Source organism: Saccharothrix syringae, assembly GCF_009498035.1.
GTDB lineage: Bacteria > Actinomycetota > Actinomycetes > Mycobacteriales > Pseudonocardiaceae > Actinosynnema > Actinosynnema syringae.
Genome location: NZ_CP034550.1, coordinates 8,064,379 through 8,077,629 on the forward strand (window position 1 = coordinate 8,064,379; position 13,251 = coordinate 8,077,629).

At 73.9% G+C, this 13,251-nt stretch carries 12 protein-coding genes; 4 read left to right on the plus strand and 8 right to left on the minus strand.

Annotated elements, in window-relative coordinates:
* The first annotated feature begins 163 nt into the window (after nucleotides 1–163).
* Complete coding sequence (locus EKG83_RS33475) at nucleotides 164–994, plus strand: SAM-dependent methyltransferase (RefSeq protein WP_033432905.1); 831 nt, start codon at nucleotides 164–166, stop codon at nucleotides 992–994.
* A gap of 1 nt (nucleotide 995) precedes the next feature.
* The gene (locus tag EKG83_RS33480) at nucleotides 996–3,095 is read left to right on the plus strand and encodes a putative bifunctional diguanylate cyclase/phosphodiesterase (protein WP_033432906.1); all 2,100 of its coding nucleotides are present in this window, start codon (nucleotides 996–998) and stop codon (nucleotides 3,093–3,095) included.
* Here the strand turns inward: EKG83_RS33480 and EKG83_RS33485 are convergent.
* The gene (locus EKG83_RS33485) at nucleotides 3,085–4,824 is read right to left on the minus strand and encodes a glycosyl hydrolase (protein ID WP_153278625.1); all 1,740 of its coding nucleotides are present in this window, start codon (nucleotides 4,822–4,824) and stop codon (nucleotides 3,085–3,087) included. The two genes, EKG83_RS33480 and EKG83_RS33485, sit on opposite strands and share 11 nt — an antisense overlap.
* Nucleotides 4,825–4,974: 150 nt before the next feature.
* Nucleotides 4,975–5,868: an SDR family NAD(P)-dependent oxidoreductase gene (locus tag EKG83_RS49260; RefSeq protein ID WP_051766344.1), complete on the minus strand. Its 894-nt coding sequence runs from the start codon at nucleotides 5,866–5,868 to the stop codon at nucleotides 4,975–4,977.
* A gap of 76 nt (nucleotides 5,869–5,944) precedes the next feature.
* Here EKG83_RS49260 and EKG83_RS33495 point away from each other — a divergent pair, with 76 nt between their 5' ends.
* Nucleotides 5,945–6,541 (plus strand): TetR/AcrR family transcriptional regulator, encoded by a 597-nt coding sequence (locus EKG83_RS33495; protein ID WP_033432908.1) that lies wholly within the window; start codon nucleotides 5,945–5,947, stop codon nucleotides 6,539–6,541.
* 170 nt (nucleotides 6,542–6,711) lie between these two features.
* Here EKG83_RS33495 and hisG read toward each other — a convergent pair whose 3' ends face one another.
* From hisG to EKG83_RS33520, 5 genes are all read right to left on the minus strand, one after another.
* The gene (gene hisG / locus EKG83_RS33500) at nucleotides 6,712–7,575 is read right to left on the minus strand and encodes an ATP phosphoribosyltransferase (RefSeq protein WP_033432909.1); all 864 of its coding nucleotides are present in this window, start codon (nucleotides 7,573–7,575) and stop codon (nucleotides 6,712–6,714) included.
* Nucleotides 7,576–7,739: 164 nt separating this feature from the next.
* A complete protein-coding gene (locus EKG83_RS33505; protein WP_084716750.1) occupies nucleotides 7,740–8,867 on the minus strand; it encodes an acyltransferase family protein in 1,128 nt (375 codons plus the stop codon).
* A gap of 39 nt (nucleotides 8,868–8,906) precedes the next feature.
* Nucleotides 8,907–9,611, minus strand: coding sequence for a GNAT family N-acetyltransferase (locus tag EKG83_RS33510; protein WP_033433010.1), 705 nt, complete (start codon nucleotides 9,609–9,611; stop codon nucleotides 8,907–8,909).
* A 72-nt stretch (nucleotides 9,612–9,683) separates the two neighbouring features.
* On the minus strand, nucleotides 9,684–10,271 hold the full coding sequence (locus tag EKG83_RS33515; protein WP_033432911.1) for an FMN reductase: 588 nt from the start codon (nucleotides 10,269–10,271) through the stop codon (nucleotides 9,684–9,686).
* Nucleotides 10,268–11,350, minus strand: coding sequence for an LLM class flavin-dependent oxidoreductase (locus tag EKG83_RS33520; protein WP_033432912.1), 1,083 nt, complete (start codon nucleotides 11,348–11,350; stop codon nucleotides 10,268–10,270). The genes EKG83_RS33515 and EKG83_RS33520 overlap by 4 nt, the downstream gene beginning before the upstream one ends.
* Nucleotides 11,351–11,481: 131 nt before the next feature.
* Here EKG83_RS33520 and EKG83_RS33525 point away from each other — a divergent pair, with 131 nt between their 5' ends.
* On the plus strand, nucleotides 11,482–12,510 hold the full coding sequence (locus EKG83_RS33525) for an acyl-CoA dehydrogenase family protein (RefSeq protein WP_228122314.1): 1,029 nt from the start codon (nucleotides 11,482–11,484) through the stop codon (nucleotides 12,508–12,510).
* A 36-nt stretch (nucleotides 12,511–12,546) separates the two neighbouring features.
* On the opposite strand, the gene EKG83_RS33530 is transcribed toward EKG83_RS33525, so the two are convergent.
* Entirely contained in the window at nucleotides 12,547–13,218 is a 672-nt protein-coding gene (locus tag EKG83_RS33530) for a hypothetical protein (protein ID WP_051766347.1), read from the minus strand.
* Between the last annotated feature and the right edge of the window lie 33 nt (nucleotides 13,219–13,251).

Here is a 13,251-nt window from a genome sequence, read left to right on the forward strand (position 1 = left end):
TTGCTCCAGCCGGGATTGACGGCGTGCACTCTATGCGCCGTTCGGACCCCCTGGGGATCGCGCATTAGAGTTAAGTTGTTGGGTCCCCTGGTGCCAGGAGCCCACAGGCGGTTGGATGTCATGGATCGATCCCACCCGAAGTGCGGAAGTCCCGGAGTGCCCCATGAGCGACCTCGACTGGGTGCCCGAGGGCATCGACACCACCGTGCCCAGCGTCGCCCGGTCCTACGACTACCTGCTCGGCGGCGCGCACAACCTCGCCGTCGACCGGGCCATGGCGGAGAAGGTCGTCGCGGCGCTGCCGGGCACCCGCGACCTGGTGCGGCTGAACCGGGCGTTCCTGCGGCGCGCGGTGACCCACCTGGTCGGGTGCGGCGTCCGGCAGTTCCTCGACATCGGCTCGGGCATCCCGACCGTGGGCAACGTGCACGAGGTCGCCCAGGCCGCGGACCCGAGGTGCCGGGTGGTCTACGTCGACAAGGACCCGGTCGCCGTCGCGCACGGCCGCCTGCTGCTGGCCGACGACCCGAACTCCACCGCCGTGCAGGCCGACCTGCGCGACCCCGACGACCTGCTGGGCAGGCCCGAGGTGACCGGGATGCTGGACCTCGACGAGCCGGTCGCCTTGCTGCTGCTGCTCGTCGTGCACTTCCTGACGCCCGAGGAGCGGCCCGGCGAGCTGCTGGCGCGCTACCGCGACCGGCTGGCGCCCGGCAGCTTCATGGTCGTCTCGCACGGCACGGCCGACGGCCGGCCCGAGATCATGCGCCAGGCCGCCGACCAGGTCCGGCGCAGCAGGTCGCGGGACAACCTGGTCTACCGCAGCCGCGCCGAGGTGCACGCCCTGTTCGACGGCTACGAGCTGGTCGAGCCGGGCGTGGTCGGCTGCGCGCTGTGGCGGCCCGCCGGCGCGGGCGACATCGCGAACAGGGCCGAGGACAACACCCAGGTCTGGGTGGGCGTGGGACGCACGCCCACCACCGGAGGCAGTTGAGATGACCGCGCCGCTGCCCCAGGACGCCCTGCGGGCCCGCACCAGGCTGGCCAAGAAGTGGGCGTACCTGCTCAGCTCGAAGACGTTCATCCCGATGTCGAGCACCGAGCTGGAGGGACGCCTGGGCGAGCTGGTCGACCGGCTGTGCGCCGGGGTGGTGGCCGAGCCGCTGGCCCAGGCCGCGGGCCGGGAGGTCGGCGCGGCGCTGGTGGACCTGAACTGCACCACGCCCGAGGGGTTGCAGGTGTCGGTGGAGGTGGTCAGCCGCGGCCTGCTCGACATGCCCTCGCTCGCGCCGCCGGACCGGCTGCGCAACCGCGTGGTGGACGTGGTCGCGGCGCTGTCGGCGTCGTTCGCCGAACGCATCCGGCTGTCCACCATGGAGCAGCAGGAGCGGTTGGGCCGCTCGCTCTACAAGGCGATGCGCGAGGCGCAGGTCGAGCTGCGGCTGAGCCGGGCGCGGGTGGAGCTGCTGGAGGCGCACTCGTCCACCGGCATCGCCACCGCCGGTCCCGACGGCGTGCTGGTGCGCTCGAACGCCGCGCTGGCCCGCGTGCTGGACCGGCCGGTCGCCGAGCTGGCCGGCACGTCCCTGTTCGACCTGGTGCACCCCGACGAGCGGGTCGGGGTGCGCGCCGACTTCGCCGGGCTCGGCGAGGGCGGCACCGACGTGCTGACCCAGCCGTGCCGGCTGCTGCGCGGTGACGGCGAGCTGGCGTGGGTGATGCTCACGCTCTCGCCGCTGCACCGGGTGGACGGCCGCCCGCAGGTCGTCGTGCTGGTCGAGGACGCCACCGACGTCAACCTGCTCCAGGGCCAGCTCAACCACCAGGCCCTGCACGACGTGCTGACCAGGCTGCCGAACCGGCAGTACTTCACCAGCCGCCTGGAGCAGGCGCTGCGCACCGCCGACCCGCGCACCGGCATCAGCCTGTTCCACCTGGACCTGGACGGCTTCTCCCGGGTCACCGGCGGGCTGGGCCGCGAGGTCGGCGACCACGTGCTCAGGGTCGTGGCCGGTCGGCTGGAGGCGCTGGTGGTCGGCGAGAGCGCGATGGTCGCCCGGTTCGGCCACGACGAGTTCGCGATCCTGGTGGAGAACGGGCCGGGCACGCCGGACGTGGTGACCACGGTGCGGCGGATCAACGACCTGCTGTCCGCGCCGTTCACCTCGCACGGCCACCGGGTCGCGGTGTCGGCGACCATCGGCGTGGTGCACCGGCCGCCGCCCGACTCCTCGCCGCTGGACCTGCTCGACTCGGCGGACCTGACGCTGCGGCGGGCCCGCGCGGGCGGCCGCGGGCAGTGGGAGCTGGCCGACCCGGCGCAGGACGGCCGCGACCGGCGCAGGTTCAGCCTGGCCGCGACCATGCCCGGCGCGTGGGAGCACGACGAGCTGCGGGTGCTCTACCGGCCGGTGGTGCGGCTGGCCGACGAGGGCGTCGCCTCGGCCGAGGCGCTGCTGCGGTGGGACCACCCCAGGCTGGGCGCGCTGCCGCACGAGCAGTGCCTGGCGCTGGCCGAGGACACCGGCCTGGTCGTGCGGCTGGGCGCGTGGGCGCTGCGGGCGGCGTGCGCGCGGGCCGCGGCGTGGCGGGACGAGCTGGGCCGGGACGTGCCGGTGCACTGGGCGCTGGCGCCGAGCCAGGCGGCCGACCCGGACCTGGTCGGCGTGGTGCGCGAGCTGCTGGCCGACACCGGCCTGGCGCCGGCGTCGCTGCGCCTGGGCGTGCCCGGGGACGTGCTGTTCGCCGGGCGCGGCGAGGCGGCGGAGAACGTGGAGGTGCTGGCCGAGGGCGGGGTGGGCGTGGAGCTGGAGGGCTTCACCGGCGCGCCGGAGGACCTGCTGCGCGTGGTGGAGGGCTCGCCGGTGCGGCCGGTCGCGGTCCGGGTGCCGCAGTCGGCGGCGGCGGAGCCGGGCACCGCGGTGGCCCGCGCCCTGGCGGGCGTGCTGGAGGTGGTGCGCGACGCCGGCATCGGCCTGACCGCGACCGGCGTCGCGACACCCGGTCAAGCCCGGTGGTGGCGGGAGTCGGGTGCGGACACCGCGTCCGGTCCCCTGTTCGGACCCGCCGGACCACCGGACGTGATCACCCGATAGCGCAAGTCGGCGCAGGCGCTGTCGGGGAGTCCTCGGTGGGGGTTCCCTCGGCGAGGAAGCCGAAGGTGGTGCTGCCACCGGGCTGGATGGCCGCGTTCCAGGAGGTGTTGACCGCGGTGGCGGTCGAGCCGCTGGTGGTGATCCGGGTGGCCCAGTGGCTGCCGATCCGCTGGCCGGCGCCGAGCTGCCAGCTCACCCGCCAGCTGCTCGTCGGCGAGTTCTCCGGGTGGCGGACGGTGACCTCGGCGTGGAAGCCGGTGCCCCACCTGGCCACCACGCGCGTGGTCGCGGTGCACGTGCCGGCGGTGCTCTTGAAGTCGGGCAGCTCGTCGAGGGTGACGACGTCGTCGTGGTGGTAGACGCGCCGGACGAAGTCGAGCGGGTTGGTCACGCCGTCCTGGACGAACGAGCCGGACCAGGTGACGAACCAGCCCCACCGGGCCTGGTAGGCGCGCACCAGGTCGGGGTCGGGGATGGAGCCGACCTCGCCCAGCGCGACGAGCTTGCGGTCACCGCCCAGCGCGACCAGCCGCTCGTAGGGGCCGATCACCGGGCCGTGGTCGCCCACCGGCGGGTACGAGTCCGTGCTGACCACGTCGACCACGTCGTCGCCCGGGTACCACTCGGGCGCCACGGAGTTCCACACCCAGATCAGGTTGTGCAGGCCGTGGTGGCCGACCAGGCGGTCGTGCAGCAGCCGGTAGAGCTGCTTGGCGGGCCCGGGGCCCTTGGCGCCCCACCAGAACCAGCCGCCCTCGGCCTCGTGCAGCGGTCGCCACAGCACCGGCACCTTCGCGTCGGCCAGCCGCTTGAGCTGCACGGCGATGGCGTCCACGTCGCGGATCAAGAGCTTGTAGTCGGTCGAGGTCGGATCGGCCAGCGCGGCGGCGAGGTCGAACGTGGTCGCGTCGGTGTAGAAGCCGCGCCACCACTCCTTGCCGGGCTGGTCGACCAGGCCGCTGGGCGCGTTCCAGTGCCAGGCGAGCGTGACGACGCCGCCGCGCGCGTCCCACGCCAGGGCGTGGTCGACGTCGCGGCCGACGGTGCCCCGCTCCACGCGGCTGGGCGAGTAGTCCATCAGGTCGTAGCCGCCGACCGCGGGCGCCTTCCCCGCGTTCTGCTCGACCCAGTCGATGCTCGCCTGGTCCTGCTGGCCGGAGAGGGTCTTCACGCCGTGGTTCCGCGCGAGGTAGCGCATGAGGCCCTTGGCCTCGCGGGTGGCGGCGGGGTCGGTGAGCGCGCCGGTCACCTGGTGCGGGCCGCGGGGCGCGCTCGGGGTGACCCCGATCGCGTCGATCAGGTACCAGCCCCAGTTGTTGGTGACGGTGACGGTGTTGTCCCCCGGCCGCAGCAGCACCTTGCCCGCGCCGATCGCGGTGAAGGTCGGGTGCTCGGGGAACCGGACGTCGCCCAGGCCCGCGCCGTTGAGCGACAGCGAGGCGGTCTTGGCGCCGTACGGGGTGGCGTAGCGGATGGTCAGGTCGTGCAGGCCGCCGGGGCTGTCCGGGATGGTGACGGTCAGGGCGTCGGTGGGCTCGTCGAACCCGGCGACGTAGCCGGTGCCGGAGAAGCCCTCGACCGCCTCCTCGACGACCGTGCCGGACAGCGCGCCGTCCTCGGCCTCCAACCAGGTCACCGGCTCCGCGACGGCCGCGGGTGCTGTTCCGGGCGCCGTCGCGGGTGCCACCAGGGCGGCCGCCATCAGCGAGACGAGCAGCGACAACCTCACGTCGTCCGGTCCCTTCACCGCCGTTGGCAGGGGCGCCAGCCTTGCCCCCTATGCTTCTGGGAGCGCTCCCAGAAGCATAGGGGGCAAAGTGCGCGCGGCAAAGGAGCAGTTCGCGCCCCCGCCTCACCACCCCGCCGGCCCCCTCCCCCCTCACCCCGCCCGGCGCCGCGCCTCCGCGAGCCCGCACAGCTCGTCGGCCACGGCCCACAGCTCCTCCTCGCGCCGCTCGTCGTACGACTCGGCCGAGGACGGCACCACTCGCCCCTTGCTGACGTACGACCCGCTGTCGCCGGGCCGCGGGCCGGCCGCCGCCTCCGCCAGCAGCCGCCCGGCCTCGGCCGGGCGGGTGGCGGCCGGGGTGGCGCTCAGGACCCGGCCGACGGCCTGGAACACCGCCCGCCCCACCGGTCCCGCGTCGCGAGCCAGGGACGTGCCGGGCACCAGGCCGGGGTTGTAGGTGTAGGCGTCCACCCCGGCGGGCAGGCGGCGCGCGAGGGCGTGCACGAGGTAGAGCACGCCGAGCTTGCTGGTGGCGTACGCGCGCCGACCGTCCCGGGCCGTGCCCTCGCGCGGCCGGGCCAGCTCGCGCGGGTCGGTCCAGCGCGGCGGCGGGACCAGGCCCAGGGAGTTGGTCCGGGGGTCGTGCACGTCGCTGCCGACCACCAGGATCCGCGCGGGCGCGGTGAAGCGGGGCAGCAGCAGGTTGAGCAGCAGGTGGTAGGCCAGCACGTTGACGCCGAAGGTCATCTCCACGCCGTCGGCGGTGCGCGCGCGGGTGGACTGCACCTGGAGCCCCGCGTTGCCCACGAACCCGGTCAGCGGCCGGTCGACCTCGGCGGCGGCGCGGCGGATGTCGGCGAACGACGCCAGGTCGCAGGTGATCTCCGAGACGTTGCGGTTGCCGGTGCGCGCGGCCAGCTCGGCGGCCAGGCCGGGGGCGCGGTTGAGCACGAGCAGGTGGCGGTCGGGGTGGTGGCGGAGCAGGTGTTCGGCGGCGTGGCGGCCCAGGCCCCGGCTCGCGCCGGTCATCAGGATGGTGGACACGGTTCCTCCAGGCATCGAGTATCAACTGGTACTCAGTACCGTACTGAACGGCGTGCCGGAACGCTATGCTGCCCCCGTGCCCGAACCGACGTCCCTGCGCCACCGCAAGCAGCAGCGCGCCCGCGAGCAGATCGTGGCGGCGGCGTTCGAGCTGTTCGCCGAGCGCGGGTTCGCCGAGGTGACCGTGGCCGACATCGCCGAGCGCGCCGAGGTCGGGCGCACCACGTTCTTCCGCTACTTCGGCGACAAGCAGGAGGTCGTGTTCTCGCACGAGGAGGAACTGATCTCGGGCCTGCTGGACCGGCACCGCGACCTGCCCCCGCCGACCGACCTGGCCGACGCGGTCGCCCAGCTGCACCCCGTCGTGGTGGCCATCTGCGAGGAGATGACCGCCGACCCCGCCCACTACCGGCAGCACGAGGCGCTGCTGCGGGACAACCCCGAGCTGCGCGACCGGGCGGCCCGCAAGTCCGACCGGGTGGTGGAGGCCCTGCGCACCGACCTCCTGACCCGGGGCACCCCACCCCCGGTGGCCGAACTGGCCTCCCAGATCGCCCTGGCGTGCTACCGGGCCGGCCACCGAGCGGCAGGCGACGACCCGTCAGCCCTCCCCGCCGCCGTCCACACCGCCTTCACCCACCTGCGCGCCCTGACCCACCCACCCCACCCCTGACCCCGCGCGAGTCGAACCTCCAGCACCCCCGAGTTCAACGTTCGGAAACGGCGAACTCCACGTTCAGGCACACGGCAGCGTGCGTGAACGTGGAGTTCGGGGGTGCTGAACGTAGAACTCGGGGGTGCTGAGCGTTCGACTCGCGGGGTCTGGAGGTTCGACTCGCGGGGTTAGATGCGGCAGGTGTCCAGGGAGCTGACCAGGATGGCGCGGGCGCCCACGCGCCACAGCTCGTCCATGATGAACGGGGCGTCGTCGCGCGGCACGAGGGAGCGCACCGCGACCCAGCCCTCGCGGGCCAGCGGCGAGACGGTGGGCGACTCGATGCCGGGGACCAGCTTGAACGCCTCCTCCTGCGCCTCGACCGGGCAGTCGAAGTCGAGGATCACGTAGCGGCGGGCGATCAGCACGCCCTGGAGCCGCCGGTGCAGGATCTCCACCGCGCGCACCGCGTTCGGCGTGTCGGCGACGGTGTCGCCCTGGATCAGCACGGCCTCGGACTTCAGGATCGGCTTGCCGAACGTCTCCAGGCCCGAGGTCTTCAGCGTGATGCCGGTCTCCACCACGTCGGCGATCGCGTCGGCCACGCCCAGCTCGACGGCCGTCTCCACCGCGCCGTCCAGCCGCACCAGGTGCGCCTTGATGTCCAGGTCGTTCAGGTGCTGCTCGACCAGGTTCGGGTAGCTGGTGGCGATCCGCTTGCCCGCCAGCCCGGTCGCGTCGGAGATGGTGCCGGGCCGGGACGCGAAGTAGAACTTCGCCCGCCCGAACCCCAGCGGCAGGATCTCCTTCGCCGACACCGTCGAATCCAGCAGCAAGTCGCGGCCGGTGATGCCGACGTCCAACGAACCCTCGCCCACGTACACCGCGATGTCGCGGGGCCGCAGGAAAAAGAACTGCACATCATTTGCCGGGTCCGCCACGATCAGCTCACGGCCGGACCTGTTCACCCGGTAGCCCGCTTCGGCCAGCATTTGGGCCGCGGGAGCACTCAACGAACCCTTGTTGGGCAGGGCGAAGCGAAGAGGAGCCATGGCCCGCAGTCTCCCACACCGGCTGCCGCCTCCCCGTTCCGGGTATGCCCTGGTGTCCCACGGTGTGGAAACCGGGCGACCCGCCCACCAGGTGAGCGCTCCGCGACTTTCCGAGCCGATTCACGAAAAAGCGTGAAATATCCTCCGGACATTTCACCGGTAGGTCAGAAGAACTTCGCCGCACGCGTCCGCGAGGTGAGCAACCAGCCCGCCGCGAACGACACCGCGATCGCCGCCGCGGCGACCAGGAACGCCTTCACCTCCGCCGGGAGCGGCAGCGGCCTGGCCGCGACCGCGAGCAGCACCAGCACCGGTCCCTGGACGACGAACGCCGCGAACGCACCGCGCGCCAGCCCCGTCGCCAGCGGCCCGTCCCGCGTGAGCCGCCGCTGCGCCCAGCCCAGCAGCCACACCGACCCGCCGACCACCAGCACCGCCTCCACCGCGGCGAACAGCAGCGCCTGCCACCGCCACCCGCCCAGGAACGGCCCGGCCTGCCCGGCGGGGTCCGACACGCCCAGGGCCACCGCGAGCACCGGCACGCCCAGCGCGGTCAGCAGCGCCACCACGCGGCTGCCGCGCCACACCCGTTCCGGCACCCGCTCGGCCAGCCCGGCCCGCGCGCCCGCGATGCCCAGCCCGAACATCGCCACGAGCTGCGGCCACCACCACACGTGCAGGTCGCCCACCTGCCCGCTGCGCGCGGGCACCCACAGCCGCACCGCGAACGTGCTCACCACGACCCCCGCGGTGACCGCCGCGAGGTGCCCGCCGGTGATCGCCAGCGGCTCCGGGCGCGGCCGGCCGACCACCGCGTAGACCAGCGAGAACAGCAGCAGGACCGCCACGAACCACAGCGAGCCGGAGTCCAGCGGCGGGTCGCGGTGGGTGAACACCCACCAGGGCGACACGCGGTGCCCGGCCGCGCGGTAGGCCACCCACAGCGCCAGCGGCCACACCAGCAGCGCCGAGGCCGCGAACGGCACGCCTAACCGCACCAGGCGTTCCCGGGCGAACCGGGCGGCGCCCTTGCGCGCCAGCGACGACGGGGTGAACAGCCCCGACAGCAGGTAGAAGGTGCCCATCAGGAACAGCCCTGAGGGGCCGACGACCGCGGCCAGCACGGCCTCGGAAAGGGGCCGGAAGGTGACCTCGTTGACCTCGTCGTACGGCCACCCGCCCACCGCCGAGTAGCCCAGCAGGGCGTGGCCGCCGATCACCCACGCGACCAGCAGCACCTTCAGGTTGTCCACCGCGGCCAGCCGGGACCGCTCCCCCACCTCTGCGGTCATGTGCCCACGGTAGTACCGGGGGCGCCGCCGGGGACCGGGTCAGCCGCCGTTGGACCACCAGGTGGCCTCGGTGACGACGGAGAAGCCGAGCGAGTCGTACAGCGGCCGGCCGGGCCGGGCGGCGGTCAGCGTCATCGGCACCGGGAACTGGTTGAGCACGGCGTGCATCAGCGCACGTCCAACGCCGCGCGAGCGGTGCTCGGGCAGGGTGGTCACCCAGTACACCCCGCCCACGCCGTCGGCGACGATGGTCAGGCACGCGCCCGCGGGCCGGCCGTCCCGCCACGCCAGGTGCGCGTGGCACCACCCGGTGTCGAGCAGCGCGGCGGGCAGGGCACCGCCGACGGGGAAGCCGGGCACCGGGAAGCCGTCGACCACGACCCGCTCGACGACGGCCAGTTCCGCCGCGGTGCGCGCGGGCGTGACCTCCAGCGCCGGCTCGGGCAGCGGTCCGGGCTCGCGGACCATGACGGGCATGTGGCGGGCGGTGAGGTCGAGCGCCGCGCCGTCGACGGTGCCGTAGGAGTCCTCGACCAGCACGCGGGCCTCGGCGCGCTTGACCAGCAGGTTCAGCTCGGCGAGGTCGTCGGCGTCGAGGTCGGGCCGCCGCACCAGCACGCGGAGCAGCGTGGGGCCCCGCATGGCGAGGAAACCGGGGCGCTCGACCAGCTCGTGCCCGCGGGCGCGGGCCAGGGTGGTGGTCAGGACGGCGGCGTTGCTCACGGCCAGGTGCAAGGCGGACATGATCGGCACCCTATGCACGACCGGGGCGGGCGGTCAGGTCAATTCCCCGACCGCCCGCCCCGGTACCCGGCGCTAGGACCGAGCCCGGGACGCCAGGAGCTGGTCGAACGGCACGAAGTCCTCGGTCGGCCGGGCCGCCGGCGGGCGTCCCGCCAGCAGGTCGGCCAGCTCGCCGCCGGCGCGCTCGATCCGCGCCGGCAGCCCCTCGGCGCCCCAGTCCGACGAGGCCGCGTACACCCCGGTCGGCACGACGACCGCCCGCAGGTAGGCGAACAGCGGCCGCACGGCGTGGTCGAGCACCAGGGAGTGCCGCTCGGTGCCGCCGGTGGCCCCGATCAGCACCGGCTTCCCGACCAGGGAGTCCGGGTCCAGCACGTCCACGAACGACTTGAACAGCCCGCTGTAGGACGCGTTGAACGTCGGCGTCACCGCGATCAGCGCGTCGGCGCCGACCACGTCCTGCACCGCCGCGCGCAGCCGCGCGCCGGGGAACCCGGTGACCAGGTTGTCGGCCACGTCCCGGGCCAGGTCGCGCAGCTGCACGGTGCGCACCTCCAGCCCGGGCACGCGGGCCGACACCGCGCCGGCCAGCCGGGTCGCCAGCAGCTCGCTGGACGAGGGCGAGCCCAGGCCCGCGTGCACCACCGCGAGCGAGGTCATCGCACGTCCGCCTTCCTCGCCGCGAGCAGCGAGCCGTGGGTGGGGGCGTCCGGCACGTCGGCCGGGCGGCCGGCGGCGAACTCGCGCCGCAGGGTGGGCAGGATTTCGCCGAGCTGGTCGAGCTGCTCCAGCACGGTCTTCAGCGGCAGGCCGGCGTGGTCGATCAGGAACAGCTGCCGCTGGTAGTCGCCGAAGTGCTCGCGGAAGGACAGCGTCTTGTCGATGACCTGCTGCGGGCTGCCGACGGTCAGCGGCGTCTGCTCGGTGAACTCCTCCAGCGACGGCCCGTGCCCGTAGACCGGGGCGTTGTCGAAGTAGGGCCGGAACTCGCGCACCGCGTCCTGGGAGTTGGGGCGCATGAAGAACTGGCCGCCGAGGCCGACGATGGCCTGGTGCGCGGCGCCGTGCCCGTGGTGCTCGTAGCGCTCGCGGTAGAAGTTGATCAGCCGCTGGAAGTGCTCCTTGGGCCAGAAGATGTGGTTGGCGAAGAAGCCGTCGCCGTAGTAGGCGGCCTGCTCGGCGATCTGCGGGCTGCGGATCGACCCGTGCCACACGAACGGCGGCACGTCGTCGAGCGGGCGCGGCGTGGAGGTGAACGACTGGAGCGGCGTGCGGTGCTTGCCCTGCCAGTCCACGACGTCCTCGCGCCACAGCTTGTGCAGCAGGGCGTAGTTCTCGATGGCGAGGTCGATGCCGTCGCGGATGTCCTTGCCGAACCAGGGATAGACGGGGGCGGTGTTGCCCCGGCCCATCATCAGGTCCACCCGGCCGTCGGCCAGGTGCTGGAGCATCGCGAAGTCCTCGGCGATCTTCACCGGGTCGTTCGTGGTGATCAGGGTGGTGGAGGTGGACAGGATCAGCCGCTCGGTCCGGGCGGCGATCCAGCCGAGCATGGTGGTGGGCGAGGACGGCACGAACGGGCGGTTGTGGTGCTCGCCGGTCGCGAACACGTCCAGGCCGACCTCCTCGGCCTTCAACGCGATCGTGACCATGGCCTTGATGCGCTCGGCCTCGGTCGGCGTCCGGCCCGTGGTGGGGTCGGGCGTCACGTCGCCCACGGTGAAGACACCGAACTGCATGACCGCTCCTCAAGTAGTTGCATTCTCAACTATCCGTCTCAACCGTACCCGGTGAGTGGCTATTCCGTGCTTGCCGGGTGGCGTGGCCCACGCCAAGGTTGGGGATCGACACCGAGCTGGGGGAGGGTGCGGTGGACGAGCTCGTCCGGCGGGCCACCGCGATCGTCCCGGTGCTGCGCGCCCACGCCGCGTGGGGCGACCAGCACCGCCGCCTGCACGAAGAGGTCCTGGAGGCCATGGCCGACGCCGGCGTGCTGCGCCTGCGCGTGCCCACCGCGCACGGCGGCCACGGCGCCGACCTGTGCGCGGTCGTGCGCGTGGTCGCCGAGCTGGCCCGCGGCGACGGCTCGGCCGCCTGGACGGCCGCGGTGTGGGCCATCTCCACGTGGGTCGCGGGTCGGTTTCCCGAACAGGTCCGCCAGGAGGTCTTCGCCAAGCCGGACGTGCGGGTCACCGGCATCCTCAGCCCGACCGCGACCGCCGAACCCGTGCCCGGCGGCGTCGTGGTCAACGGCCGGTGGGCGTTCACCACGGGTGCCCCGCAGTGCGACTGGACCACCAACGCCGCCCTGCTCGCACCCCACCGCGAACCGGTCGTGCTGGCCCTGCCCGTGGCCGACCTGGAGGTCGTCGACGACTGGCACACCACCGGCCTGCGCGCCACCGGCAGCGTGACCACGCTGGCCAGGGACGTGTTCGTGCCGGCCGACCGCGTCCTGCCGCTGACGCCGCTGCTGGAGGGCGACCCCGCCGCGCCGCTGCCGCTGTTCCGCGCCCCCTACCCGGTGGCCGCCTGCGCCACGGTCAGCGCCCCCGCGGTCGGCTTGGTCCGCGAAGCGCTGCGCCTGGCACCCGACAGCCCGCGCGCCCGCGAGGCCGCCGTGCTGGCCGACGACGCCCAGCACCACGCCGAGCGGGCCGCCGCCGTGGTCGACGCGAAGGCGGTCCGGGGTGAGGCGTGGACGCCCAAGGAGCGGGCGTGGGTGCGGGAGGACCTGATCGAGGCGTGCCTGAGGGCCAAGGACGCGGTCGACGTGCTGGACGGCAACGACCCCGTGCTGCACCGGGTGCAGCGGGACGTGCACGCCCTGCACCTGCACGCGGTCCTGCACCCGAACGCGAACCTGGAGCGGTACGAGCAGGTGTTCCGCCGCCGGTAGCGGGGTCGGACGTCAGCGGGTCGAACGTCAGCGGGGTCAGACGTCCAGCGCGGTCCACTGGGCGGTCGCCGTGGCCAGCAGGGCGCCGTCCTCGGCGTAGAGGGCGGCCAGGGTCGTCGCCTGCGGGCCGACGCGCTGGACCTGCCGGGCCACCACGACGCACCGCTCACCCGGCCGCGGGGGCGTTCGCGGGTCGGCGGCCATCCTGGTCAGGGCCATCGGTTCGTCGGTGGCCCAGCTCGCCGCGCAGTCGAGCACGGCCCAGGTGATCTCGGGCGCGGTGTCCAGCGGCACCCAGGGGCACGCCACCAGGCCCGGTTCGAGGGGGCCCGGGGTCAGCAAGAGGCCGTCGACGCTGTCCGGGCCGCACACGAAGCAGGTGGGGAACGGGTGGTCGTCGCGGCCGAGGAAGTTCTCGGCGGCCCGGTCGGCGTCGAGGGCGGTGACCGGGGGGACGGCCGGGATGGGCTCGGGGCTGACGACCATGGTGGCGATCAGCTCCTCGCCGAACACGAGGACCGCCTGGTCGGGGCTGGTCTCCAGGCGCATCGGCTGCTCCAGCGGGGCGGGCAGCACCAGCGAGACGACCGCGGTGCCGCCGGTGGGCGGTGCGGCCGTGGCCAGCAGGCCGCACGTGTACCCGCCGTGCGCGGTGTCCGGTGCGCCGGTGAACCGGGCGGGCACCTGCACTTCGCTCTCGCTGATCACCTGCCCACTGTGCCCCGGGAGGCGGTCGTCCAC